Raw genomic sequence first — 24,536 nt, forward strand, 5'->3', positions numbered from 1 at the left:
TCCGTCAGCCCGTCAGCCCGTCAGCCGGTGAGTCCGTGAGTCCGTCGGCACAGCGGTCCGGTGGGGTTCCACGACGACCGGCTGGCTACCTGACGATCCGTCAGTTATGGTCTGCCGCACCGGAACACGTGCCGAAGCAGAAGGGGTGAGCGCCATGGCGGCCGACCCGGACCGTTCGACCCGGCCTCCGCAGAGCCCGCCGCCGCCGGGTACCCCCCGCTGGGCGGCGATGTTCTACGACCCGCTCTCGGCGTCCTGGCGGTGCGCCGCCGAATCCCCGGACCGCACGCCCGTGTTGTACGCGATCGGTGAGATGACGCAGGTCAAGCGGGCCAGGGGCGACGAGGTGACGGTCGCCCTCTGGGGCCCCGACGGCGATGAGTGGCAGCGCTTCGACCCCGCCGCGGCGAACGCCCTCGACGCCCCCGCGCCGGAGCCCGCCGTCCCGCCGGCCGAGGACGCGGTGAGGACCGGCCACGCCAGACACACGGAACGTCTGGACGACCGCCGGCACCAGGTCCTCATGGCGGGCCTGAGCAAGGCTGGTCTCTACGACCTCGGCCCGGACGACGAGACAGCCGTGCGGACCCTGGTCGACCGCGTCGACGAGACCACGCTGCGCCGGGTCGCGCACTGGATGGCCGTGGCGGGAAGGCCGGTTGGGTGACCCGTCCGGCGGGCAGGCAGGTCGCATGAGAGTCTCCGTGGACCCCGAGGCGTGTTACGGCTCCGGAGAGTGCGCGCACCGCGTGCCCTCCGTCTTCACCGCGGTGGAGGGCTTCGGAGCCGTCATACCGGGACGCGAGGAGTCGGGCGAGGATCCGCAGGTGCGGGACATGGCCGAGCACCGCCGCGCGCTCGCGGCCGACCGTCCGCTCCCGATCCGCCCGCCTGACCGCTGCCGCCGGCCCCAGGCTGGGGCTGAACCCGGACAGCCGGGACGGCTGGAGGCGTTCCTCACACGCTGACGGTGATCTTGCCGCTGGCCTGACCGCCTCTCAGATACCGGATGGCCTCGGGGACGTCGGCCAGCGGATACGTCCGGTGGACGACGGGCTTCACGGAGCCGGCCTCGACCAGGTCCGCGAGGAGCCGAAGATCGTCGTGCTTCTGTGTGGAGACGAGCCCCAGCAGTCGTTGGCCGACGAACGGCGACAGCGTCAGTGCCCGCAGTGTGCGGCCGATGCCGCCGGTCCACTTGCCGCCGCCCTCGCCGCCGACGATGACGAGGGTTCCGCGCGGGGTGAGGGCGCGGCGGAGCCGGTGCAGCGGCCGGTTTCCGGCGATATCGAGGACGAGGTCGTAGCGGCGGGCGCCGTCCGTCGGGTCTTCGCGGGTGTAGTCGATGACCTCGTCCGCGCCCAGGGAACGGACCCTGTCCGTACCGGCCGTGCTGCAGACGCCGGTGACGTGCGCGCCGAAGGCCTTGGCGAGCTGGACGGCGAAGCTGCCCACCCCGCCGGACGCGCCGATGACCAGGACCCGCTGCTCGGCCCGCACGCGTCCGGCGTCCCGCAGGGCCTGCAGGGCGGCACATCCGGACACGGGTATCGCAGCCGCCGCCGCGAAGTCCAGGCCGGGCGGCTTCGGTGCGAGCCGGTCCTGCTTGGCGCACGCGTACTCGGCGAATGCTCCGTCGCAGGTGCCGTACACCTCGTCGCCGGGCCGGAAGCGGCTCACCCCCGGGCCGACGGCCTCGACGACACCCGCCGCGTCCATGCCCCGCACGCGGGGCTTCGACCCGCGCAGGCCGTAGGGCGTGGCGCGGATCAGGTACGGCAGCCCGGCCGTGACGTGCCACACGCCCTGATCGACCGCGGAGGCGTGGACGCGCAGCAGCACCTCGCCGCTGCCGGGCGTCGTCGGCTTGGCGACCTCCTCGAGGCGCAGGACCTCGGGCGGTCCGTAGCGGTTGTGGACGATGGCCTTCATGGAGTCTCTTCCTCGGATCGGGGGTACTGGAAGACGTCTTCGAGCGGAACGGCGAACGCTCGGGCGATCTGGAAGGCCATCTCCAGCGAGGGAGAATAGCGGCCCTGCTCGATGGCGATGACGGTCTGGCGGGTCACGCCGATGCGGCGGGCGAGTTCGGCCTGGGTCATCTCGCCGTGGGCGAACCGCAAGGCCCGGATCGCGTTGGTGACCCTGGTCGGCCTCACCACCGGTGGAGGCCGAACCGGTAGGCGACGATCTTCGCCCCGGATGCGAGCAGCGCGGACAGGATGAACGCCAGGTAGATCGCGTTGGCGATCCAGAACTGGTCGACGCGGGCCATCGCCAGGACGAGCCCGGCTACGCCGCCGATGACCAGGAACGACTGGCCGATGTACGAGCCGAAGCGGTGGATCTCCCCGTCGCGCTGGTCCTTGACGTTCGCACCCTCGGGCGACACGGTCGACACGATGACGTGCAGCGCGAACGACGCGGCGATTGAGCCGCCGACCGTCCACAACAGTGCTGCCGCATAAGGCGCGTGAGCGAGGGGTGCATGTCCGCCCCGCCCGAGGACGACCGCCAGGTACGCCGCGTACGACGTGGTCGTGACCAGGGCCAGGATCCAGGCCCGTTTCTCTTCGAATGCCACTACCGGCTCCCCTTGTGAATAGAACCTGACATCTGGGAGTGTCAAACAACCTCGACATGATGTCAAGCTTTCTTTACACGGATGTTGGCTGCCGAGTGCCTCCGGTGGATCGTCTTGCGTGACGCGAGTGCAACTGAGGGATGTGCAGTGGGAGTTCATCGAGCCGTATCTGCCGATCGGCGAGTACGGCCCGTATCTCGAGCGGTTGCGGCAGTAGTTGAGCGAGGGGGTGATCCGGCGTTTCAGGACGGGCGGGCAGCGGCGGGAGACGCCGCAGGTCCGCCACCACGCGTGCTCACCGCGCCGCCGCCGGGACGCACGTGGGCCAGGACGTCCTCACCGCGCTGGAGAAGGCTGCCGCCGAGGAGGAGAAGGCCAAGTCGTAAGGGGCGGCTCCGAAGAACGAAACGGGCAGGACGCCGAAGCGGATCCCGAGCGGGGGGAGGGCCGACGCACCCGGCGCGGACGCAGACTCCCCGAGTCCCTCGCTTACGCGTTCGGCGTACCGTGCGGCACTGCCCCCGCACGCTCCTGAACGAGGACAGGGAACGCCTCGATGTGCCGGTACTCGGCCTGACTCCAGTTCCTCGGAGTCAGGCCGGTGTCGCGTTCCGTCGCACCGGTCGTGGCGCGGCGGCTTCGGGTCGACGGGCCCGGTCCTTCTCCCGCTGATGCCGGTCGTTGTCTCGGACCGCGGTCACTGTGGAGGCCTCAGGCGCGTTTTCACCCTGCGGGCCGCGCTGCCAGCGGGCAGCGAAAGACCCGGTCGCTGGCGACGGGGGATGCACCAGCGACCGGGCTATGGCCAAGGCTAACAAGGCTGCTGGTCCGGCGGGGGTCGACTGCTCACCTGCCCTGCCGTTGTGATCGGGATCACTCTGCGCCGGTCGGCTGTCCGCCCGCTCACCATCAGGCAGAACGACGTCATCCGTGTCGGCAGCGGGCGTCACGAGCCGGAAGGAACGGGCGTGCGGGCCGGGACACGGGCGCCGTGGAGCCGGAGCACGGTCGCACAGCCCCAGCGCGGAGGAGCGCTCAGAGCATGAGGAGGCATCCGGAGTATGAGGCGGCATCCGGACCACGAGAAGACGCCCGAGGGCACGGGAAGACGTACGGGGGCACAGGAATGAAGGCCGCCGCTCAGCCTTCCGCGGAGTGCACGGGCCGACGGAGGCGCGGGACCGGGAGACTTCCGGCCGGGGGCGACCACCAGGACCAGAAGCACCACAGGCGCCAGAAGCACCACAGGCACCAGAAGCACCACAGGCACCACAGGCATGCCGAAGTCGGAGTCGTACTGCGTTCATGGCCGGACGGCCCATGAGGCGGGTCTGCTCGGCATCCCGCCTGAACGGCCGTGAACGTAGCTGTCCGGACTAGCTCGCCCTGCGGCGGACCGTGCTCGCATGCGAGCCGGACACGTCCGGGTCCTCGGCTGCGAAGGAGCCCGGAAAAGTCTCGTCATCCCCGAAGTCCGGGGCCTGGAACGGGTTCGTCACCGGCGGCGGCGACGCCGCGGCGGAGTGCGAGAGGGCCCCTTCCGGGGCGGAGAACAGCGAGGTCAGGTCTATGAGAGGTCTCCCCTTCGATACAGGCCCGCTCAGGGGCCCGGTGTGCCGTGACCGGGCACAGCGGTACTACAGCTTGCTCATTTTGGCGTACGGACTCAAGATCCGCTCCTGCGCCGACCCGAAATCCACGAGCGCCGCGATGCCGTCTTCGATGCCGATCACCCGGCCGAGGCCGTACATGTCGTGCGTGACCTGGTCGCCCACGGCGAACTGCTTGGGCGGTGGGGCGACCGGAGCCTTGAAGGGGCTGGTAGGCAAGTAGCGCTTCTGTGCAGCTGGCTTTGTCATTGACTCCAGTATGGCCTGCGGTGGTCGGTTCGAGGCAGCCGTCCGCGTGCGCTCTTCGGCACGGACCCGGCCGACGCCCGTCGCCGCAGAGCGGAGAATCCGCGACCGCACGCTCCTGACCTGGGGTTTCGATGCCGACGGGGCGGCGGACGCCTCGCCTGTTTGACGCCTTGTTTACTTCGACTGATTTTCTGCATCCGGCACACTTGTGGCGTGAAGTCCGGCCGGCCGGCCCTCGCAGACCGGATTTCACTTCGCGGACCGGGCATCTCCCTCGCGCTGGGCCGCCCTCTCCTGACAGGCTCGGCACGTGACGTACGTAGTGACCGTGGACACCTGCATCCCGGAGGGCACTCCGGAGATGGATCCGCTTCAGCGTGCCGGCGCCGTGGCACTCATCGAGGACGGCTTCGACTCTGTCCGGGCCGTCGAGGGGCCCGACGGCGTGAAGGTCGACCTGCTCGACACCATCGTGTCCGTCCACCCCGGCGGGGCCCTTCTGAAGGTCGTCGTGGACGCTCCGGCACTGGAGTCGGCGGAGGACTCCGTTCAGGTGCTCGTGGACGAGCTGCTGGAACGCACCGAGCTGCTGGCCGACTGGACGATCGAGCGCTGCGAGGTCGAGCTGCACCAGGACCGGGCCCACGCCAGCCTCGACGCGGCCGAGGGCCCGGACGCCCCGCCCGACGACCCGGCCGCCCGCAAGGCCCGCCACATGGCGGCCCCGCCCCCCGAAGAAGCCGACGACGGCCACGGCACCGGCCGGGACGACGGCGAGAGGACGGCGGCCGTGCGCACGCGGATCCTCGCCATGGCCGACGAACTGCGCTCCTTCCCCCTGACGATGTTCGGCGCCCCCGCTGACGACGCACCCGCCGGAGTCGACGACACCGACGGAGCCGACACGGCGGGAGTGACGCCCGAGGACGCCGACCGGCGCCCAAGGAGCGCGGACAGCCGTGCGGACGGCCGTGCGGACGGCACCGCCGAGCCGCGCGCGGAACGCGACGACGGACGCCGCAGCGCTCCGGGACTCGCCGCCGGCGCACTGGTCTACGCGGCCGACATCCTGGTGGAGGAGCTGTTCGAGGACGTCCAGGTCCTGGCCCAGGAGGACGCCACCGTCGCGGAGTGCGAAGGCCCCCTGTGGCACCTGGAACGCCTCCCCGACCGCTATGCCCTCCAGTACGACGCCCGCTTCGCGCGCCGCTTCCTGGTGACGGTGATCGCCCTGACCACCCGTTTCACCGACGGCAGCTTCCGTCGTCTGAACTGCGTCGCCGAGGAGATAGCCCTGAGGTTCCTCCTGAACCAGGCGACCACGACCCTGGAGCTGCACGGCCTCCTCGACGAGGAGGTGTCGGCCGCGCTCGACACGTTCACGGACAACGTGTACGGGGCGTACCAGGTGTACGCGACGTACGAGCCGTACGGGGACATGGGCCAGGAGTGGCTCCACGACGACTCGGCCGACGCGTTCGGGGACGAAGCCTCCACGAGAGCCGCACCACGAGTCGCCTCGACGGCCTTCAGGTCCTGGTTCACCCCGTTCGACGACGGCAGATACGTTCCTCCCCAGACATCCGGCGAACCGGAGGAAGCCCACTGAAGCCATGACACGCACCACCGGACTCCGGCGGACCCTCCGGCAGAAGATCATCTCCCGGTTTTCTCCCAGCCCTGGCGTTATCGGGATGTGGGTGCCGCTCCTGGGCGTCATTGCGTGAGCAAGTTTGCGTACGGCCGTGGCGCTCCGGCTCCTTGCTGTTCCGCTCTGACACTGTCGGCCGGTACGTCAGGCGTCGCCCGCCGCTCAGTTCTCGGAGTCGGACCAAGACGCCACAAGTGCCCGCCGATCCGGAAAGCGGGGACCGCAGACCATCTCCTGGGTGGGTTCACCGTTGAGCCAGCACACTTGCTCGGGGGCGCCGTCGCCGGTGTCGAACAGGCAGCACACTCCTCCGCTGTCGGCAGTGAGACCGGTGAACACCTTTCTGATGTTGGCCGACCGCGCAAACAAGCGGCTCATCCCCGACGTCGCTGCCCAGCACTCCACCGACGTGTAGCCAGGGTGCAGAAGGGACTCGAACCGGATCGTCGCGTAGATGTACCCGATCCGGATGCGCCCGTCCGCCTCGGGTTGGGGGCCGCCCGTCTGCGCATACTCGCGCAGTGCGTCATCGACGTCGAACATGAGGGACGTGTCGAGCTCGAGCGTGCTGCTCGTTGAACAGTCGACCGGCTCGCTCTTGAACCGGGACGTGAACGGGAGGACGAGCCGCTCACCGCTGGGCAGGGTGATCTCAAGCGGCGGCACGGCACGGCCCGGTGGCGCCAGCGCGGCCAGATTGGCCAACGCCCTGGCGACATTCCGAGGACGCAGACAGATGTCGTAGCCGTAGATCAGCCCCACGTTTCCCCCCGTCTCGGATCGAACCGCACCCTCTCACGCCCCGCCCTCCGGGCGCCTGTCGGTTTATGTGGTCCGGAGGAAGTGCGCGATGGCATCGCGGGTGCTCACCAGCGTGGGTGCGGGCGCTGGAGGGGCGCGGGTGGGGTCACACCTTCTTGACGACGATCGTGTCCGGAACCAGTTTCTCCAGGTCGTCGACGTCCGAGGTGAAGACGGTGACCTGCCCCTTCTGCTGTCGCGCAATGACGGCGAGCACTGCGTCGATCGCGTGCTTGTGGCCGTGCAACTTGGCGTCGGCCAGGAGCCGACGCGCCTGGCGGGCCTCGTCCTTCCCGATGTCGACGACCTGGAGCCGGGACAGTACCCAGTCCCAGCGCTGCTCGGTCGTTCTGCCGTCGTACGCCTCGACCAGTGTCATCGGGGAAGTCACCACCTCGGCTTCCCCTCGTGCCGCGAGGTCGAGCCAGGCGATCATCTTCCGGTCGCCGCGTACCGCAAGGGACAGGGCTTCACAGTCCAGTACGAAGACACGAAGGAGACGCTGGCCGTGCTCACCGGCTCGCTTCTTCACGCAGCCTCTCCGGCGTTGTGCTTTCCGGCGGTTCGACGCCGCTCGTGCTCGGCGTCGAGTTCCTCCAGCTCGTCGAGCGCTGCCGCATGCTCGTCCTCGGTGACGGGGCCGTGTTCTTCCTGCAGCCAGTCGACCAGTTCCGCGAGCCGGTCCCGGTCGCGCTTGAAGCGCAGCGCCTCGGCGACGTACGCCGACAGGCCCCGCTCTGCCGCGTCCGCGCGGATCTCGTCCAGGAGATCCGCGGGAATCGTCACGGTCACCTTCTTTGTCGCCATACAAGAGACCATACTCTTGGTATCGCACTCCTTACCAGTGGGTCACGTGATCGACGCTCGACGATCAGGCGGCCGGGGCGGGGCGTGGGATGCCGTGAAAGACCTGGCTGGTGTGCCAGGAGAGGTGAGTCGCCGCGACGGGGCGGACGCCCGGTTGAGGTCCGATGAGCGGCCGGCCGGCGAGCGCTACGACGTGCTCGCGGGCGGCGGGGCTGTGGCCGACGAAGCGCTGCGAGACCAGGATGCGGTGACTTCCCCCACTCTCGGCTTCGCTCGAGCGGGGGGACCCCCATCCGATGCCGAGGACGCCCTTGTCGAAGAGCTTGTGGTGCAGCGAGCACAGGCACAGGCCGTTGTCGACGTCGTCAGGGCCGTCGAACGCCCACCAGCGCACATGCGCGGCCTCCAGCCCGACCGGCACCGCGCCGATCCTGCCGTCGTAGCCGCAGAAGGCGCACTGGTACTCGTATGCCGTCAGGACCTCCTCCCGCATCCGGGGATCCCGCCGCCTGCGCACGGCCGAGAATCGGGCGCTTGTTGCTCGCTCTCGATCTCGACGAGTCGACGTCTCGCGAGGTGCGGGGCCTCTTGGTCGCCGTGGAAGCTGCGCCTGGCGCAGGTTCGGAGCACTCTGAAAGACGCGCCGGGCGTACTCAGCGCTCTGAAGCATGGCCGGCAGGACGACGCACTGGAACGACCGGACCAGCTGAGCAGACCGCACCGCGTCATCGAGGACGGCCCCTGAAGGAGTCTCCTCGTCACTTCGTCGCCGCTCTGCTGGAGGACGAGACCACGGACCTGGTCGACGACGCGGTCCTGGTCGTCGGCGAGCTGGCGGCCACCGCCGTCAAACACACACGGAGCGGCTGGTACCGAGGATGGTTCCTCGTACTCGTCCACTTCGGGGATGACCTGGTCCGCATCGAGGTCGTCGACCAGGGCGTCGACGAGGAATCCATGGTTCGCAGCGTTACCGGGCATGTGGAAGAGGACGGCCGCGGGCTGATGCTGATTGCGGCCTGCGTCAAGAACTGGGGTGTGAAGGACCGGCCCTCCGGCGCACGCTGCGTCTGGGCCGATCTGGTGCGGTTCGGCTAGTGATGGGCGGCTTTCCAGCGGTGATCCGTGGTGGCCCGCGAGCAGTGGCGGGTGAGGCCCCGGGGAGTGCCTGGGCGTCGGGCCGGCTTCTACGTGATCGGTGTTCATCCGGGCAGGCGACTCCCGCCCATTCTGTCCAGGGCCCAGGATCCGGTACTCAGCTGGGAGCACCCTGAGGGCGAACCGTGGGCGCTGGTGGACCGGCGTACAGGAACGGCGTACCGCGCGGGAGTGGACACCGACTTCGGCACCCCGCACGACGTCGGGTATCTCGGCCGGCTGCCTCGCCCAGACGGCAACGGCTCCGTCCTGGCCATCGCGGGCATCCACACCGCGGGCTCCCTCGGCGTCGTCCAGCTGCGCGCCTCCGATCTGAACACGCTCTGGGGCCAGGTGGGAGAGCACCGCTTCTCCACGCTGGTGAGCGTCGAGTACGCCCCGGAGACGGACGAACCGCAAACCGTCGAACTGCTCACCCCCCTCTACCGGCACGACGAGGAGACGACGGCGTGAACGTCGCCCTCGGCTCGGAGCCTGCCGAACCGGACCGGGAGAACGAGGACTTCGCCGCCGCCGCCGCGCCGGGAGCGGCTGTCCTCCTGGACGGGGCTGGCGTTGCCGGGGCCGATACCGGCTGCACGCACGGCATCGCCTGGTTCTCCGCGACGCTGGGAGGGTTGCTGCTGAGCACCATCGCCGCGCACCCGGCCCGGCCTCGCCGACTGTCTGGCCGACTCGATCCGGGTCCTTCGGTCCCTGCATGAGGAGAGTTGCGACCTGACCTACCGGGCCAGTCCGACCAGTACCGTCGTCGCCGTCCGGGCCAACGCGGGAACTTTGGAATACCTCGTGCGCGGTGATTCAACGCTCCTCATCGCCGACGAGGACGGGAAGACGACAGCTATCACTGACCAGCGCCTGGACGAGGTCGGCAGGAGGCTCCGCGGGCAGGTCGATGAACTGCCTACAGCTCAACCGAACACGGCGTCGCCCTGGTCCCCTTCGAAGTCGCAACTTGGGAAACGACGTTGACTGTTCTGAACTCATCCGGGCCGGTGAGCTGATCCGCCGAGTACGGGAAGCTGAGGGAGGAGTTCCTCACGTTCGCCGGCGGCCGCGGGGCAAGGCGCGGGATGACGCTACGGCCCTTCACTGGTCGCTGTGAGGGCACTCAACCGGTCCTGAGCGGCATGACTACGGCCAGTCATCACAGAGGGCGTGAACCAGCTTTTCATTGGATCAGGTCGGTGTGTGGATGTTCGGGGGAGGCCGGGCAGACATAGATCTGCATGTTGTCCGTGCTGCCTACTTCCACCCCCGTCGGCCGCGAGGGAGCCTGGCCCGCGTAGTAGGAACCAGCGAGAGCTGCGGCCTGGTCTTCCTGCGGAGCCCAGCTGTGACCTTCACCGCCGTGCCACTCCCGGGAAGCGATCGTCAGTAGCGGGACCATCTGCACCTCGCACACAGCGCAGTGCCGGGGGTTCGGGTCGGTGCGGCCCCAAGGGGGCCAGCCGCCGACCTTCCAGCCGGGTGCGTTGCCCAGGTGGATGGAATAGAAGTCGCGCGGATACTCCGCGTAGGAGCTGTCCACGTCGACGCCGGCTGCCTGCCACCTGTTCCAGTCCTCCAGCATCCGTTGCAGGTCCGGGCTCAGATCCAGGCTGTTGGGGTATTCGGTGATCGCTTCCGGCGCCAGCACGCACGGCTCCGGCACGTAACCCGGATAATCCGCCTCGTACGGTTCCGGTGGTGTGGCGAGGATGTCGCCGACCTCCGCGACCGACCGCCAGAACAGTGCGGTCGCCGGCTTGTAATTCGGTTCGTGCTCGTACGGGCACCAGAGAATCTGAAGCAGATCGGCCTGCCCGGGCGGTCGCAACAGGGGTATGTCACGCAGGAACAGCTGAGCCACGGGCAACATCGGAACCGGGCATTCGGCGGGACTGGGAGGGCCGGCGTCGAGTCGTTCGGCGAGCCACGCGGCATTGCGCTCCTTGAGCGCTTCCTCCTCGGGCGTGAACGCGGGACGTCGGTCATCAGGGCGCCACCGGGCCTGCAAGCGTCTCTCGAGCCGCACTTCGGTCGGTGACTGGCGGAATCCAGTGTCCACATGCAGGTGCGCGTCTTCGCAGTGCGGCCACGGCTCCCCAGCCGGCCACAGCAACGGCCCGCCGACCGAGCTCTCTCTGACCGAGGGCGCACCCGGACGCGGATGCAGCCGGATGGCAGGTCGCGCTAACGGAGCCAGCTCGGGAAAGACCGCGGTCACCTCGACAGGCCGCGGCGGAGTAGTACGTACGAAACCCATGCCGGCGATCCTGCCACCAGCCACCGACAGTCCCCTGCAGCATCTCTCCCCCGCAAGCTCCGCGACCTCAGCGCGGAAGACGTGGACCGCCGGCTGGCCACCAAGGCGAAGACACTCAGCACGCACACCGTCCAGTCGCTCCACTCGTACCTGAACCGCGCGGTCAAGCGGGCCATGGCGTGGGACAAGACGAAGCGCAACGTCGGCGAGCTGTGCTCGGTCTCCAAGGGCGAGTCAGGCGGCGGTCCACTCACCTTCGCTCAGGCCGACGCAGTTCTCAGGGGCGCTGTGGGTACCTCGATGGACGCGTGCATCGTCCTTGCGCTGCTGACCGGAGCCCGGACCGAGGAACTCCGGGCGCTTACCTGGGATCACGTCTTTCTCAAGGGCAAGCCGGATGCCGACCCGCCGCAGCCTCCGCACATCGCCGTCTGGTGCTCGGTCCGAAAGACTAGGGACACCAAGACCCGGAAGTCCCGGCGCACGCTCGCTACTGCCGGCGCGCTGCGTCGAGGCTCTGTGGCAGCAATTCGAAGATCAGGGCTGGGATCGGCTGGCCGCTGACGAGAAGTGGGAGGAAGACGGGCTCGTCCTCTCCTCGGCCGTCGGCCAAGCCGCTCGACGCCGCCATCGTCCGCCGCGCCTTCCTCCCGGCTCGTCGGGCACTCCGGTACGGCCGTGACCGAGGAGGTCTACCGGAAGCAGACCCGGCCGGTCATCCAGACCGGGGCCGTCGCCATGGACGGTATCTTCGGCAGCGATCCGCGGCTGCCGTAGCTGTCGCAGTCACGCGGTCGAGCACTCAGGAATCGATAGTCACGCAGTTAGACACGCAGCAACGCCAGAGGGCCCTTACCGATTCGGTAAGGGCCCTCTGAACTGCTATTCAGCTGTCGGGGTGGCGGGATTTGAACCCACGACCTCTTCGTCCCGAACGAAGCGCGCTGCCAAGCTGCGCTACACCCCGATGTCGCTGCTTGTCCTGCTTGTCGCGGCGACGTCGTTTACTTTAGCCCACTGGTGGCCGGAGACGAAATCCGGTTTTGGCACGGTGAGTGATCGGGTTCGGGCGGGCGTGGTCGAGGGCTACGAGGGCGACCGCGAGGGCGTAGAAGGCGAGGCCGAGCAGGAGGGCGTTGGCCAGGGTGTGCTTGTAGCCGTGGGCCTCGACGTCGAGGAACGGGTAGAGATAGCGGCCCGGCGTGCCGACGGCGATCACCTGGGCGCGGGTGAGGGAGAACGCCAGGTAGGCGACGGGGTAGAGCATCCATGTCGCGGCCCGGCGCAGGCGCATGTGGCCCGGAGCCGTCAGGAGCAGCCAGTCCAGGACGGCGGCCACCGGCGTCACTGTGTGGAGGAGGTGGCCGGTCACCGCGTGCCAGCCCGTGGGGGCGGTGTCGGTGCCGGTCACCGAGAAGGGGACGGACGCGCCGGCGAGGAGCAGGTGGTACACCAGGCCGGTGATCATGACGTAGAGGAGCGCGGCCCCGGTCAGGGCCGCGGGGAGCGGCCGGCGGGCCGTCCAGGCGCGGCGGGCGGACAGTAGCGTGACCAGGGCGAGCAGGATGTTGCTCTGGATCGCGAAGTGGCTCAGGACCCGCGGCGGGCTGCCGAGCATGAGGGCGAGGGTCACGCCCGCCGCCGCCGCGCCGGCCAGCAGCAGGCGGAGGACGGCGGCCAGGGGGCGGCGTGCGGGGGCCACCACCGCCGAGGCGGGGACGGAGGAGAGCAGGAGCGCGTGGGTCCGCGGAATCGCAGGCAGATCCGGGATGTCCCTGGGTATCGGCGCGGTCATGCCCTCACGTTAGGCAAGCGTGACGAAACGGGCGATACGGGTGGGCTGTCCGGGGGACCCGGAGCGACCTCCGGACGGGTCCTTGCCCCTACTCCTTCTCCACCAACGTAAGCAACGTCACCTCCGGCGGGCAGGCGAACCTGATGGGGGTGTAGCGGCTCGTGCCGCAGCCCGCTGAGACGTGCAGGTAGGACGTGCGCCCCTCCGCCGTATGCGTCGACAGGCCCTTCACCCGGTCCGTGTCGAGGTCGCAGTTGGTGACCAGGGCTCCGTAGAAGGGGATGCACACCTGGCCGCCGTGGGTGTGGCCGGCCAGGATCAGGGGGTAGCCGTCGGCCGTGAAGGGGTCCAGGACCCGCAGGTACGGGGCGTGCACCACGCCCATCGAGAAGTCGGCCGACGCCGACGGGCCGCCGGCGACGCGGGGGTAGCGGTCGCGCTTGATGTGCGGGTCGTCCAGGCCCGTCAGCTCCACCGACGCGCCCTCGATCTTCAGCACGCCCCGGGTGTTCGTCAGGTTCAGCCAGCCCGCCGCGTCGAATCCGTCCCGCAGGTCCTCCCACGGGTTGTGGACGACGTTCGTCGCGGGCGGGTTGCCGTTCAGGCCGTGGCGGCCCTGGGTCTTCTCGAGGAGATAGCGGGCGGGATTGCGCAGCTTGGGGCCGTAGTAGTCGTTCGAGCCGAAGACGTACGCGCCCGGGAACTCCATCAGGGGACCCAGCGCGTCCAGGGTCTCGGGGACGCCCTCGGGGTCGGACAGGTTGTCGCCCGTGTTGATGACGAAGTCGGGGCGCAGACCGGCCAGCGAGCGCAGCCAGCGCTGCTTCTTGCGCTGGCCGCCGACCATGTGGATGTCGGAGACCTGCAGCACGCGCAGCGGCCGCATTCCTGCCGGCAGAACGGGCACGGTGACCCGTCGGAGGCGGAACGAGCGGGTTTCGAAACCCACCGCGTACGTCAGACCGGCGACGCCGGCCGCAGCAATGGACAGAGGTACTCCGTATCGCGCGCGCATACCTCCATCGTGTCAGACGCGGTCAACGCCCTTTGCCGCGCCGCCCCTTAAATCGGCGGGCGTGCGGACGTCCGCACCTGCGACAATCGGACCCATGACCACGCTCAAGTCCAAGCTGCACGAAGACCTCAACGCCGCGATCAAGGAGCGCGACGAGCTGCGTTCCGCGACGCTCAGGCTGACGCTCGCCGCGATCACCAAGGAAGAGGTCGCGGGCAAGGAGAAGCGCGAGCTCTCCGACGACGAGGTCCTCAAGGTGATCACCAAGGAGGCGAAGAAGCGCCGCGAGGCCGCGGACGCCTTCGCACAGGGTGGTCGCGCCGAGTCGGCCGAGCGGGAGAAGGCGGAGGGCGAGCTCCTCGCCACGTACCTGCCCAAGCAGCTCAGCGACGAGGAACTGGAAGGCATCGTCGCCCAGGCCGTCTCGGAGGCGAAGGCGGGCGGCGCCGAGGGGCCGCGGGCCATGGGCGCCGTCATGAAGATCGTGAACCCCAAGGTGGCCGGTCTGGCGGAGGGCGGCCGGGTCGCCGCCGTCGTCAAGACGCACCTGGCGGGCTGACCCGCCCGGGTCCACCGGCTCCCCCGGAGGGGTCGCCCGCCTCTGGTGGCGCGTACGACGAACGGTCCCCGGCTCCCGTAAGGGGAGTCGGGGACCGTTCGTCATGGGTACCGGCGTCGGCGCCGCTCTCAGCCGTGCGGGCCGCCGTTGCCGTTTCCGTTGCTCTGGCCCTGGAAGAACCCGCCCCCGGGACCGCCGGTCGAATTGCCGCCGTTGCTGTTTCCGCCGTTGGTGAGCAGGCCGCTGAGGAAACCGCCGTTGTCTCCGTTGCCGCCGCCGCCCGGGTTGCCGCCGTTCGCGTTCCCGTCGCCGTTGCCCTTGTCGCGGTTCTTGTCGGGCGGGTTCGGGATGCTGACGAGGTTGAACTCGCCGGATTCCTTGCCCTCCAGGGCGCCCGTCATGGCGTCGCGCCAGATCGGGCCGGGGGTGTCGCCGCCGTAGACCTGGTCGTGGAACTGGCCGCCGATCCAGATGTTGGTCATCTCGACCTTCTGGGTGGCGCTGCCGACCCAGACGGCGCCGGAGAGCTTCGGGGTGTAGCCGACGAACCAGGCGTTCTTGCGGGAGTCCGTCGTACCCGTCTTACCGGCGTTGTCGCGGCCGGACAGTCCGGCCTGCTGGCCCGTACCGGAGTCGACCACGCCGCTCAGCAGTGTGTTTATCGTGTCGGCGGTCTTCTCGGACATGGCCCGGGAGCAGGTGGACTTCGGGACCTCCAGCGACTTCTTCGCGCCGCCCACGGTCTGGGTGATCGACTCGATGGCGACGGGGGTGCAGTACATGCCCCGGTCGGCGAAGGCCGCGTACGCGGTGGCCATCGTCAGGGGGGAGAGGCCGGTGGAGCCCAGGGTCATCGAGGAGGGCACCTCGGGAACCTTGGTGCCGTTGCCCTGGACCACGCCCAGCTTGTCGGTCATCTTCACCACGGGGCACATGCCTATGTCGGAGAGCATCTGCACGAAGTAGGTGTTGACCGACAGCTCCATGGCCTTCTTCAGCTGGTACGGCCCCTTCTCGGACTCGCTCTCGTTCTCCAGCGTGTACTTCGGCCTGCCGTCGTTGATCCAGGGCTTGCCGCTGCACGTCTGGACGGTGTCCGGGTACGGCATCTGGTACGGCGCCGGGTAGCTCTGGTTCGGCGGGCGGCCCTCCTCCAGCGCGGCCGCGGCCACGAACGGCTTGAAGGTCGAACCGGTCGGGAAGCCGTAGTTGGAGCCGCCCATGGAGGCGTTGACCGAGTAGTTGTACTCGGTCTCGTTCTTGCCGTAGCCGTAGGGCTTCGACTGGCCCATCCCGAGGATCTTGCCGGTTCCGGGCTCGACGAGCGTGGCGGCCGCCGCGACCTTGTCCGACTTGTAGACGTGGTCCTTGAGCGAGCTCTGGACGGACTTCTGGGCCTGCGGTTCGAGCGTGGTGCGGATGGTCAGGCCACCCTGGTTCCAGATCTTCGCCCGCTGCTCCCTGGTCTTGCCGAAGACCGGGTCGCTGAGGAAGACGCGCTCCACGTACTTGCAGAAGAAGCTCGCGCCCTGGACGGCAGTGATGCAGCCGTTCTTCGGCTTCTTGACCTTCAGCCCCAGCGGGGCCTTCTGCGCCGCGGCCGCCTCGGCCTCGGAGATGTCGCCGACCTCGGCCATGCGCGCCAGCACGGTGTTACGGCGCTTGGTGGCCTCGCGCTCGTCGTTGACCGGGTCGTAGCGGCTGGGCGACTGGACGATGCCGGCCAGCAGGGCCGCCTGCGGCAGGGTGAGGGACTTCGCGTGCGTGGAGAAGTAGCGCTGGGAGGCGGCCTCGACGCCGTAGGCCTGCTCACCGAAGAACGTGATGTTCAGGTAGTTCTCGAGGATCTTCTTCTTGCTGAGCTCTTCCTCGAGCTGGATCGCGTACTTCAGTTCCTTGATCTTGCGGCCGATGGTCTGCTGCGTGGCCTGTGCGACCTTCGTCGGGTCGTCACCGGCCTCCTCGACGGCGACGTTCTTCACGAGCTGCTGGGTGAGCGTGGAGGCGCCCTGGGAGACCCCGCTGCTCTGCACGTTCTTGTTGAGCGCGCGCAGGACGCCCTTCAGGTCCACCGCGCCGTGCTCGTAGAAACGCGAGTCCTCGATCGCGACGATCGCCTTCTGCATGTACGGCGAGATGCTCTTCAGGTCGACCACCGTGCGGTCACGCGAGTAGACCGTGGCGATCTGGCCGCCCTCGGAGTCGAGGATCGTGGTGCGCTGGCTCAGCGGTGGTGTCTTGAGGTTGACCGGGAGTTCGTCGAACGACTCCACCGATCCCTTGGCGGCCAGGCCCAGCGCGCCGAACGCGGGCAGGGCGATACCGGCCAGCACCGCTCCTGCGAGCACACTGACACCGAGGAACTTGGCGGCCTGCTGCGTTGGCGACAGACCACCGCCCGAGCGCTTCTTTGGCATGAGGGCAGCCTACGTTCTGATTCGCCGGACACGCGTCAATGCCTTGGCCTAAGCTGCTCTCAACTGTCACAGCAGCAGGGCTACGTATCAATACGTCCGGCGACCCCGAATCGTTCCGGATGTTCCCCGGAATTTTGGTGGGGGCGTGTCCGAATCCGCCTTGTGTGTCACTCGGCGTCCGTTGTGACTCAGTCGAACTGTCCCGCTCGTCGGGAGAGTCGCATATGTCGCGGGCTCACTCCCCCGGGTGATCTGCCGCTTACCCATAGTCCGTTCGGGCCATTCAAGATTGGGCCCGAAGGGGGTGTTGCGCTGTGCCCACCTTCCGTAACGTCCTCAACTGGCGGCGGTGAATATGCCGCTGCCGCCGTGGGGGAGCCTCGATTCGGGAGAGGACGGCGCCGGTATGGGCTGGGTAACCGACTGGAGTGCGCAGGCCGCCTGCCGCACTACCGATCCGGATGAACTGTTCGTTCAGGGAGCAGCGCAGAACAGGGCCAAGGCGGTGTGCACCGGATGCCCGGTACGCACCGAATGTCTGGCGGACGCGCTCGACAACCGCGTCGAGTTCGGCGTGTGGGGAGGCATGACGGAGCGTGAGCGCCGCGCACTGCTGCGCAGGCGTCCGACGGTGACGTCCTGGCGCCGGCTCCTGGAGACAGCGCGTTCGGAGTACGAGCGTGGGGCGGGCATCCTGCCGCTCGACGACGACCAGATGTACGAGAACTACGCGGCGGTGGGCTGAGCACAGCCCTTCGGTTCGTCAGGCGTCGGCAGCCTCGGGCAGCTCCGGCCGCTCGGTCGCGAGGCGGTTCCCGATGTCCCGCAGGCCCATGAGGTCGTGCACGTCTCCGGGGAGGGCGGCCACCTCGGTCACCGCCACCTCGGGGTGGAGCGCGGTGAAGCGGTCCCGCGTGCGCTGCTCGCGGGAGAGCAGGTGCATGCGTTCCGCATGCAGCCTCAACAGGCCTGCGGTGAGGTCGTCCACGGCCCGCTCCGCCTCGGTCGCCGCCGTCCGGTCGGCGTCCGTCGTCGTCGCCCGGTCCGTGTGGGTTCCCGTGGTCCCGGTCGTGTCGGCGTCGCCGTCGGCGGTCGTGTCGGTGTCCGTGGCCGGGTCGGTGTCCGTGGTCCGGGCCGTGTGGGTGGCGGGGTCTGCGTCAGTGGTCCGGTCTGTCTCGGTGGGGGCGCCGGGCTCCGGATCAGATGCGGGTGATTCTGAACTGCCGTGCGTGTCGGGAGAGTTACGAAGTCCAGCCTTCCCGCCGTCCTGATCCACAATGCCGGGCTCTTCAAGATTTTCCGCGGCGGCGAGCGCCCGCTCGGCGGACAGCTGGGCGGCGCCGCTGCCATGGACGCGGTTGAGCACCAGACCGGCCAGCGGCATGTCCTCGGCGGCCAGCCGCTGCACGAAGTACGCGGCCTCCCGCAGCGCGTCCCGCTCGGGAGCCGCCACCACCAGGAACGCCGTGCCGGGTGCCTGGAGCAGCTTGTACGTGGCGTCCGCGCGGGTGCGGAAGCCGCCGAACATCGAGTCCATGGCCGCCACGAACGTCTGCACGTCCTTCAGCAGCTGTCCGCCGAGCAGCTTGCCCAGCGCGCCGGTCATCATCGACATCCCGACGTTCAGGAACTTCATCCCCGCCCGGCCGCCCACCTTCGCCGGCGCGAGCAGGACGCGGATCAGCTTGCCGTCCAGGAAGGACCCCAGCCGCTTGGGCGCGTCCAGGAAGTCCAGCGCAGAGCGGGACGGCGGGGTGTCGACGACGATCAGGTCCCACTCGTCCCGCGCGCGGAGCTGGCCCAGCTTCTCCATCGCCATGTACTCCTGCGTGCCCGCGAAGCCCGCCGAGAGGGACTGGTAGAACGGGTTGCCCAGGATCGCGGCGGCCCGGTCCGGGTCGGCGTGCGCCTCGACGATCTCGTCGAAGGTGCGCTTCATGTCGAGCATCATCGCGTGCAGCTCGCCGTCCCCCTCGACGCCCTTCACCCGGCGCGGGGTGTTGTCGAGCGAGTCGATGCCCATGGACTGCGCGAGCCGGCGCGCCGGGTCGATGGTGAGGACGACCACCTTGCGGCCGCGCTCGGCCGCTCTGAGCCCCAGCGCCGCCGCCGTCGTCGTCTTGCCGACGCCGCCCGAGCCGCAGCAGACCACGATGCGGGTCGTCGGATCGTCGAGCAGCGGATCGAGCTCCAGCACGGGCGCGGGGGCGAGCCGCCGGGGGCTTCCCTGGTCGTGGGTCCGGTCCGCACTCATGCGATCCCCTGCTTCCGCAGTTCGGTGGCGAGCTGGTACAGGCCCGCGAGGTCCATGCCCTCGGCGAGCAACGGCAGTTCGTGCGACGGCAGGCCCAGCTCGCCCAGGACCGCGCGCTGCTCCTGCTCCAGCGCGTACCGTTCCGCGTACTCCTCGGCCTGCTTCAGGAGCGGATCCACCAGCCGCTCGGCGCGCCCGCCGCGTCGCGCCCCGCCCAGCCCCGCCGTGGACAAGGACCGGGCGACCGAAGAACGCGTCACGGTCCGTACGAGTTCCAGCCGGTCCTCGTCCAGCACCTCGGGGCGCACCATGTTGACGATGACCCGCCCCACCGGAAGTTTCGCCGCCCGCAGCTCGGCGATGCCGTCGGCGGTCTCCTGGACGGGCATCTCCTCCAGCAGCGTCACGAGGTGCACGGCGGTCTCCGGCGACTTCAGCACCCGCATCACGGCCTGCGCCTGATTGTGTATCGGGCCGATCCTGGCCAGCCCGGCCACCTCGTCGTTGACGTTCAGGAAGCGGGTGACGCGGCCCGTGGGCGGGGCGTCCATGACGACGTAGTCGTACACGAACCGTCCGTCCCGGTCCTTGCGCCGTACCGCCTCGCACGCCTTGCCGGTGAGGAGCACGTCCCTGAGGCCCGGCGCGATCGTGGTGGCGAAGTCGATGGCGCCGAGCTTCTTCAGGGCCCGTCCGGCGCCCCCCAGTTTGTAGAACATCTGGAGGTAGTCCAGAAGGGCCAGTTCGGGGTCGATGGCGAGGGCGTACACCTCCCCGCCGCCCGACGCTACGGCGATCTTGCGTTCCTCATAGGGCAGCGCCTCTGTCTCGAAGAGCTGCGCGATGCCCTGCCGGCCCTCCACCTCGACGAGAAGCGTGCGCTTCCCCGCCGTGGCGAGGGCCAGCGCGAGGGCCGCGGCGACCGTCGTCTTGCCGGTCCCGCCCTTGCCGCTGACGACCTGGAGCCTGCTCACGTCTTCGAGCGTAACCAGTCGGCGCCCGAGGCGACCGGGAGGCTGTGGACAACGGGGGCGGCAATCGGCCACATGGCCTGGGGAACAGCCCCTCCGGCGGCAGCGGATACAGTCGCCCTCATGACCAAGTGGGAATACGCAACCGTGCCGCTGCTCGTCCACGCGACGAAGCAGATTCTGGACACCTGGGGCGAGGACGGCTGGGAGCTCGTCCAGGTCGTGCCCGGGCCGAACAACCCGGAGCAGCTCGTCGCGTACCTGAAGCGGGCGAAGGCGTGAGCGCGGTCGAGGCGAGGCTGGCCGAGCTGGGACTGACCCTGCCGGCGGTCGTGCCGCCCCTTGCGGCCTACCAGCCCGCCGTGCAGTCCGGCCCGTACGTGTACACGGCCGGGCAGCTGCCCATGGTGGAGGGCAAGCTGCCGGTCACCGGCAAGGTCGGCGCCGAGGTCACCCCTGAGGAGGCCAAGGAGCTGGCCCGTACCTGCGCGCTGAACGCCCTGGCCGCCGTCAAGTCGGTCGCGGGCGACCTGGACCGCGTCGCGCGCGTGGTGAAGGTCGTCGGCTTCGTGGCGTCGGCCGCCGACTTCACCGGCCAGCCCGCCGTCCTGAACGGGGCGAGCGAGCTGCTCGGCGAGGTCTTCGGCGACAAGGGCGTGCACGCGCGCAGCGCGGTGGGCGTCGCGGTGCTGCCGCTGGACGCGCCGGTCGAGGTCGAGATCCAGGTGGAACTCGTCCCGTAGCCGGTACGAGCGCCCTCTCGGGCCGGAAGAGCCGTGGAGCCCGTGGGATCCGTGGAGGACCGTGTGGAGCTTTCCGCGGCCCTGCACGGGTCCCGGGAGGGCCTCGCAGGAGTTCGCGGGCATCCCGTCGAGAGGTGCCCTGACCTCGGGCACCTCTCGAACATTCGCGCGCCACGGGATAGCCTCGCGCCCATGGCGAATGGGCAGTGGTTCCCCCAGGACTGGCCGGAACGCATCCGCGCGCTGGCGGACGGCACGCTCACTCCGGTCACCCCGAAACGCGCGGCCACCGTCATGCTCCTGAAGGACACCGGCAGCGGCCCTGTCGTCCACATGCTGCGCAGACGCGCCTCCATGGCCTTCGCCGCAGGCGCGTACGCCTATCCCGGCGGCGGTGTCGACCCGCGCGACGACGACCGGCACGTCCGCTGGGCGGGCCCCACCCGCGCGTGGTGGGCCGAGCGCCTGGGCGTCGACGAGACGGCGGCCCAGGCGATCGTCTGCGCGGCCGTGCGCGAGACGTACGAGGAGGCCGGCGTCCTGCTCGCCGGGCCGACCCCGAACTCCGTGGTCAGCGACATCACGGGCGCCGACTGGGAGGCGGACCGGGCCGCGGTGGCCGCCCGTGACGTGTCGTTCGCCGAGTTCCTCGACCGGCGCGGTCTGGTGCTGCGCTCCGACCTTCTCGGCGCCTGGACGCGCTGGATCACTCCCGAGTTCGAGTCGCGGCGCTACGACACCTGGTTCTTCGTGGCCGCGCTTCCCGAGGGCCAGCGCACCCGCAACGCGTCCACGGAGGCCGACCGCACGGTGTGGATCCGCCCGACGGACGCGGCGGCCTCGTACGACAGGGGTGAGCTGCTGATGATGCCGCCCACCATCGCGACGCTGCGCCGGCTCGTCCCGTACGCCACGGCGGCGCAGGCGCTCGCCGCGGCCCCCGACCGCGATCTGAGCCCGGTTCTCGCGCAGGCCCGCCTGGAGGACGGCGTGGTCGTGCTGTCCTGGCCCGGGCACGACGAGTTCACCAAGCACATCCCGGCCGCCGCGCCCGGGGGAGAGCCCGGATGACGGCCGCTCCGAGCACCCTCGCCGTCCCCGTCCCGGACCGGCGGCCCGTCCAGGACCGGCGGCGGGATGCTCCGCTCCGCCCGACGACAGTCTGACGACGCCCGATGGAAGGCCCTCTCGCATGACCGACGCAGCCGCCCTCCCCGGCCAGCCGCGAGGCGGAGCCCTCTCGGGCCGCGCCACCGCGCGCGCGGTCAACGTCCTCGCGCCGAACGCGTCCGCGATGACCCTGGACGGCACGAACACCTGGATCGTCGCCGAGCCCGACTCCGAGCTGGCGGTCGTGATCGACCCGGGACCGCTGGACGAGCGTCATCTGCGCGCGGTCGTCGACACCGCCGAGAAGGCCGGCAAGCGCGTCGCCCTGACCCTGCTGACGCACGGCCACCCCGACCACGCCGAGGGCGCCGTCCGCTTCGCGGGACTGACCGGCACGAAGGTGCGGGCCCTGGACCCGGCGGTGCGGCTGGGCGAGGAGGGCCTGGCCGCCGGGGACGTGGTCGGTGTGGGCGGCCTGGAGCTGCGGGTCGTGCCGACGCCCGGACACACCGCCGACTCCCTGTGCTTCCACCTGCCGGCCGACCGTGCCGTTCTGACGGGCGACACGATCCTCGGCCGCGGCACGACCGTCGTCGCGCATCCCGACGGCCGCCTGGGCGACTATCTGGACTCCCTGAGGCGGCTGAGGTCCCTCACGGTCGACGACGGCGTCCACACCGTCCTGCCGGGCCACGGGCCGGTCCTGGAGGACGCCCAGGGCGCCGTCGAGTTCTATCTCGCTCACCGTGCCCACCGGCTGGCCCAGGTCGAGACGGCCGTCGAGAACGGCCGCAGCGATCCCGCCGACGTCGTCGCCCACGTGTACGCCGACGTCGACCGCTCGCTGTGGCCGGCGGCGGAGCTGTCGGTGCGCGCCCAGCTGGAGTACCTGACGGAGCACGGGCTCATCTAGGCCCTGACCTCACCGGGCGTCACGGCTGGGCGTCCTCGGGCCTGCGGGCCTTCACACCGTGCACGCGCGCGTACTCACCGGCGAGCCAGGGGCCGAGGTCGTCCACGTAGGACGAGAGGACGGCGCGGTCGCCCCGCGGCTCGTACCCGAGGAGGGCCGCCGCCCGCACCTGTACCCCGCGCGCGGGGTGGTACGCGGCGAAGGCGGCCGCCATCTCGTGCAGGTCGCTCGTCCAGCCGTTCCAGCGGGGCATGACGAGCGTGAACGCCGTGCGCACCAGGTGCCGGGACATGAACCTCACCAGAGGCCGCAGGGAGGCCTCGGAGCCGTCCGCCGAGGCGACGCGCTCACGCCGGCGGGGCAGGAACAGGGCGAGGTCGCCGTTGGTCTCGCGCGCGAGCAGCGCGTCGGGACGGTAGCGGGGCAGGTCGGGGCCGAGGTCCTCGCCGAGAAGCGGGGTGCACAGACAGGCGACGAAGAACCCCAGGTCGTGCCTCTCCAGATCGCTCAGCATGCGGGCACGGCTGAAGAGCAGCGTTCCGCCGCCGTCGATCTGCGGGAACTGTGCGTCGAGAGTCCGGATCATGGCTCGTCCCGCGGCCCGGTCCGCCTCGGTGGGCTCGTCACGCAGCACCACCAGCAGGTCGACGTCGCTGCGGCCCACGCGCGCGGTGCCCCGTGGAATCGAACCGTTGACGTACGCGCTGTGCAGGCGCGCTCCGAAGAGGCCCGGGATCCGCTCCCGGGCCGCCGCGACGACCGGCTGGAAATCGTGCGTCACACGCGCGAGGGAGCCCTCGCGCACGATGTACCCCAGGGCGTCGAGCCCTCGGGAGACAACCGCTTCGGTCATGGCGTCCGGGGCCTGAAGACAGGCGTCAGCGCGACCGCTTGGCCAGTCGCTCCACGTCCAGCAGGATCACCGCGCGCGCCTCCAGGCGCAGCCAGCCGCGCTGGGCGAAGTCGGCCAGCGCCTTGTTCACGGTCTCGCGCGACGCGCCGACGAGCTGCGCCAGCTCCTCCTGCGTGAGGTCGTGGACGACGTGGATGCCTTCCTCGGACTGCACGCCGAAGCGGCGGGAGAGGTCCAGCAGCGCTCGGGCCACGCGGCCGGGGACGTCCGAGAAGACCAGGTCGGACATGGCGTCGTTGGTCTTGCGCAGGCGCCGGGCGACGGCGCGCAGCAGCGCGGTGGCCACCTCGGGGCGGGCGTTCAGCCAGGGCTGGAGGTCGCCGTGGCCGAGACCGAGGAGCTTGACCTCGGTGAGGGCGGTGGCGGTCGCCGTACGCGGGCCCGGGTCGAAGAGCGACAGCTCTCCGATCAGCTCGCTGGGGCCCACCACGGCCAGCATGTTCTCCCGGCCGTCCGGGGAGGTGCGGTGCAGCTTGACCTTGCCCTCGGTGACGACGTAGAGCCGGTCACCGGGGTCGCCTTCGTGGAACAGGGAGTCGCCACGGGCCAGGGTCACCTCGCTCATGGAGGCGCGCAGTTCGGCGGCCTGCTCGTCGTCGAGGGCCGCGAAGAGCGGGTTGCGCCGCAGGACGTCGTCCACGAGTTCTCTCCTTGTCGACCTGCTCAGGGGATCTTGCTCCCCGCATATCAGGGGTCCGTGTTCCCCGTTTTGCCGGGCGGTCCAAACAGTGTGATCTG

25 protein-coding genes, 1 tRNA gene and 5 pseudogenes are annotated in these 24,536 nt (G+C 69.9%); 13 read left to right on the plus strand and 18 right to left on the minus strand.

Annotated elements, in window-relative coordinates:
• The first annotated feature begins 154 nt into the window (after positions 1 to 154).
• Together IE239_RS12535 and IE239_RS42010 are read left to right on the plus strand one after the other, a co-directional pair.
• Entirely contained in the window at positions 155 to 667 is a 513-nt protein-coding gene (locus tag IE239_RS12535; RefSeq protein ID WP_190149502.1) for a hypothetical protein, read from the plus strand.
• 25 nt (positions 668 to 692) lie between these two features.
• Positions 693 to 968, plus strand: a complete 276-nt coding sequence (locus IE239_RS42010; RefSeq protein WP_229878054.1) for a ferredoxin — start codon at positions 693 to 695, stop codon at positions 966 to 968.
• On the opposite strand, the gene IE239_RS12545 is transcribed toward IE239_RS42010, so the two are convergent.
• From IE239_RS12545 to IE239_RS12560, 4 genes are all read right to left on the minus strand, one after another.
• Complete coding sequence (locus IE239_RS12545; RefSeq protein ID WP_190149348.1) at positions 958 to 1,932, minus strand: NAD(P)-dependent alcohol dehydrogenase; 975 nt, start codon at positions 1,930 to 1,932, stop codon at positions 958 to 960. The genes IE239_RS42010 and IE239_RS12545 overlap by 11 nt on opposite strands.
• Positions 1,929 to 2,162, minus strand: coding sequence for a helix-turn-helix transcriptional regulator (locus tag IE239_RS12550; RefSeq protein WP_190149349.1), 234 nt, complete (start codon positions 2,160 to 2,162; stop codon positions 1,929 to 1,931). Before IE239_RS12550 ends, IE239_RS12545 begins: the two co-directional genes overlap by 4 nt.
• Positions 2,156 to 2,584: a hypothetical protein gene (locus tag IE239_RS12555; RefSeq protein WP_190149350.1), complete on the minus strand. Its 429-nt coding sequence runs from the start codon at positions 2,582 to 2,584 to the stop codon at positions 2,156 to 2,158. The genes IE239_RS12550 and IE239_RS12555 overlap by 7 nt, the downstream gene beginning before the upstream one ends.
• Positions 2,585 to 4,221: 1,637 nt before the next feature.
• Positions 4,222 to 4,443 (minus strand): hypothetical protein, encoded by a 222-nt coding sequence (locus IE239_RS12560; protein WP_190149351.1) that lies wholly within the window; start codon positions 4,441 to 4,443, stop codon positions 4,222 to 4,224.
• A gap of 310 nt (positions 4,444 to 4,753) precedes the next feature.
• Between IE239_RS12560 and IE239_RS12565 the strand changes: the two genes are divergently transcribed.
• Positions 4,754 to 6,052, plus strand: coding sequence for a hypothetical protein (locus IE239_RS12565; RefSeq protein WP_229878055.1), 1,299 nt, complete (start codon positions 4,754 to 4,756; stop codon positions 6,050 to 6,052).
• A gap of 204 nt (positions 6,053 to 6,256) precedes the next feature.
• Here IE239_RS12565 and IE239_RS12570 read toward each other — a convergent pair whose 3' ends face one another.
• From IE239_RS12570 to IE239_RS43245, 5 genes and pseudogenes are all read right to left on the minus strand, one after another.
• Positions 6,257 to 6,856, minus strand: coding sequence for a hypothetical protein (locus tag IE239_RS12570; RefSeq protein WP_190149352.1), 600 nt, complete (start codon positions 6,854 to 6,856; stop codon positions 6,257 to 6,259).
• 145 nt (positions 6,857 to 7,001) lie between these two features.
• Positions 7,002 to 7,427 carry a PIN domain-containing protein gene (locus tag IE239_RS12575; RefSeq protein ID WP_190149353.1) on the minus strand — a complete coding sequence of 142 codons (426 nt, stop codon included), beginning with the start codon at positions 7,425 to 7,427 and terminating at the stop codon, positions 7,002 to 7,004.
• Positions 7,424 to 7,702 carry a CopG family transcriptional regulator gene (locus tag IE239_RS12580; RefSeq protein WP_190149354.1) on the minus strand — a complete coding sequence of 93 codons (279 nt, stop codon included), beginning with the start codon at positions 7,700 to 7,702 and terminating at the stop codon, positions 7,424 to 7,426. Before IE239_RS12580 ends, IE239_RS12575 begins: the two co-directional genes overlap by 4 nt.
• A 64-nt stretch (positions 7,703 to 7,766) precedes the next feature.
• Positions 7,767 to 8,225: pseudogene (locus IE239_RS12585) on the minus strand (HNH endonuclease); the annotation flags it as partial.
• A 75-nt stretch (positions 8,226 to 8,300) separates the two neighbouring features.
• A pseudogene (locus tag IE239_RS43245) lies at positions 8,301 to 8,372 on the minus strand (hypothetical protein); the annotation flags it as partial.
• 71 nt (positions 8,373 to 8,443) lie between these two features.
• Between IE239_RS43245 and IE239_RS43250 the strand changes: the two are divergent.
• The 3 genes and pseudogenes from IE239_RS43250 to IE239_RS12600 all read left to right on the plus strand — a co-directional run bounded on the left by IE239_RS43250 (position 8,444) and on the right by IE239_RS12600 (position 9,965).
• Complete coding sequence (locus IE239_RS43250) at positions 8,444 to 8,800, plus strand: ATP-binding protein (protein WP_190149504.1); 357 nt, start codon at positions 8,444 to 8,446, stop codon at positions 8,798 to 8,800.
• Positions 8,801 to 8,941: 141 nt separating this feature from the next.
• Positions 8,942 to 9,313 (plus strand): annotated as a pseudogene (locus IE239_RS12595) (sigma-70 family RNA polymerase sigma factor); the annotation flags it as partial.
• A pseudogene (locus IE239_RS12600) lies at positions 9,310 to 9,965 on the plus strand (integrase). The pseudogenes IE239_RS12595 and IE239_RS12600, both read left to right, overlap by 4 nt.
• Positions 9,966 to 10,031: 66 nt before the next feature.
• Here IE239_RS12600 and IE239_RS12605 read toward each other — a convergent pair.
• A complete protein-coding gene (locus tag IE239_RS12605) occupies positions 10,032 to 11,108 on the minus strand; it encodes a hypothetical protein (RefSeq protein ID WP_190149355.1) in 1,077 nt (358 codons plus the stop codon).
• A 51-nt stretch (positions 11,109 to 11,159) separates the two neighbouring features.
• Here IE239_RS12605 and IE239_RS12610 point away from each other — a divergent pair.
• Positions 11,160 to 11,885: pseudogene (locus tag IE239_RS12610) on the plus strand (site-specific integrase); the annotation flags it as partial.
• Between the two features lie 116 nt (positions 11,886 to 12,001).
• On the opposite strand, the gene IE239_RS12615 reads toward IE239_RS12610, so the two are convergent.
• From IE239_RS12615 to IE239_RS12625, 3 genes are all read right to left on the minus strand, one after another.
• Positions 12,002 to 12,075 (minus strand) — tRNA-Pro (locus tag IE239_RS12615).
• A gap of 42 nt (positions 12,076 to 12,117) precedes the next feature.
• A complete protein-coding gene (locus tag IE239_RS12620) occupies positions 12,118 to 12,903 on the minus strand; it encodes a Pr6Pr family membrane protein (RefSeq protein WP_190149356.1) in 786 nt (261 codons plus the stop codon).
• An 88-nt stretch (positions 12,904 to 12,991) separates the two neighbouring features.
• On the minus strand, positions 12,992 to 13,918 hold the full coding sequence (locus tag IE239_RS12625) for a metallophosphoesterase (protein WP_190149357.1): 927 nt from the start codon (positions 13,916 to 13,918) through the stop codon (positions 12,992 to 12,994).
• A 94-nt stretch (positions 13,919 to 14,012) separates the two neighbouring features.
• On the opposite strand from IE239_RS12625, the gene IE239_RS12630 reads away from it, so the two are divergent.
• Positions 14,013 to 14,477 carry a GatB/YqeY domain-containing protein gene (locus tag IE239_RS12630; RefSeq protein ID WP_190149358.1) on the plus strand — a complete coding sequence of 155 codons (465 nt, stop codon included), beginning with the start codon at positions 14,013 to 14,015 and terminating at the stop codon, positions 14,475 to 14,477.
• Between the two features lie 128 nt (positions 14,478 to 14,605).
• On the opposite strand, the gene IE239_RS12635 is transcribed toward IE239_RS12630, so the two are convergent.
• Positions 14,606 to 16,894: a transglycosylase domain-containing protein gene (locus IE239_RS12635; protein ID WP_190149359.1), complete on the minus strand. Its 2,289-nt coding sequence runs from the start codon at positions 16,892 to 16,894 to the stop codon at positions 14,606 to 14,608.
• A 406-nt stretch (positions 16,895 to 17,300) separates the two neighbouring features.
• Here IE239_RS12635 and wblA point away from each other — a divergent pair, with 406 nt between their 5' ends.
• Entirely contained in the window at positions 17,301 to 17,639 is a 339-nt protein-coding gene (gene wblA, locus IE239_RS12640; protein WP_069768403.1) for a transcriptional regulator WblA, read from the plus strand.
• Between the two features lie 18 nt (positions 17,640 to 17,657).
• Here the strand turns inward: wblA and bagB are convergent, their stop codons facing one another.
• Positions 17,658 to 19,148 carry an ATPase BagB gene (gene bagB, locus IE239_RS12645; protein ID WP_190149360.1) on the minus strand — a complete coding sequence of 497 codons (1,491 nt, stop codon included), beginning with the start codon at positions 19,146 to 19,148 and terminating at the stop codon, positions 17,658 to 17,660.
• Positions 19,145 to 20,122, minus strand: a complete 978-nt coding sequence (bagA, locus tag IE239_RS12650) for an ATPase BagA (RefSeq protein WP_190149361.1) — start codon at positions 20,120 to 20,122, stop codon at positions 19,145 to 19,147. Before bagA ends, bagB begins: the two co-directional genes overlap by 4 nt.
• A gap of 120 nt (positions 20,123 to 20,242) precedes the next feature.
• Between bagA and sp36 the strand changes: the two genes are divergently transcribed.
• The 4 genes from sp36 (at position 20,243) to IE239_RS12670 (ending at position 22,885) form a co-directional block, all read left to right on the plus strand.
• Positions 20,243 to 20,401: a Sp36 family protein gene (gene sp36 / locus IE239_RS12655; RefSeq protein ID WP_020129281.1), complete on the plus strand. Its 159-nt coding sequence runs from the start codon at positions 20,243 to 20,245 to the stop codon at positions 20,399 to 20,401.
• Positions 20,398 to 20,862, plus strand: a complete 465-nt coding sequence (locus IE239_RS12660) for a RidA family protein (RefSeq protein WP_069768406.1) — start codon at positions 20,398 to 20,400, stop codon at positions 20,860 to 20,862. Before sp36 ends, IE239_RS12660 begins: the two co-directional genes overlap by 4 nt.
• Positions 20,863 to 21,054: 192 nt before the next feature.
• Positions 21,055 to 21,933, plus strand: coding sequence for an NUDIX hydrolase (locus tag IE239_RS12665; RefSeq protein WP_190149362.1), 879 nt, complete (start codon positions 21,055 to 21,057; stop codon positions 21,931 to 21,933).
• Positions 21,934 to 22,054: 121 nt separating this feature from the next.
• Positions 22,055 to 22,885 (plus strand): MBL fold metallo-hydrolase, encoded by an 831-nt coding sequence (locus IE239_RS12670; RefSeq protein ID WP_190149363.1) that lies wholly within the window; start codon positions 22,055 to 22,057, stop codon positions 22,883 to 22,885.
• A gap of 19 nt (positions 22,886 to 22,904) precedes the next feature.
• Here IE239_RS12670 and IE239_RS12675 read toward each other — a convergent pair whose 3' ends face one another.
• Positions 22,905 to 23,738 (minus strand): nucleotidyltransferase domain-containing protein, encoded by an 834-nt coding sequence (locus tag IE239_RS12675; protein WP_190149364.1) that lies wholly within the window; start codon positions 23,736 to 23,738, stop codon positions 22,905 to 22,907.
• A 25-nt stretch (positions 23,739 to 23,763) separates the two neighbouring features.
• Entirely contained in the window at positions 23,764 to 24,438 is a 675-nt protein-coding gene (locus tag IE239_RS12680; protein ID WP_020129286.1) for a Crp/Fnr family transcriptional regulator, read from the minus strand.
• Positions 24,439 to 24,536: the final 98 nt, after the last annotated feature.

Origin of the sequence: Streptomyces humidus (genome assembly GCF_014649655.1) — a bacterium.
Lineage (GTDB): Bacteria > Actinomycetota > Actinomycetes > Streptomycetales > Streptomycetaceae > Streptomyces > Streptomyces humidus.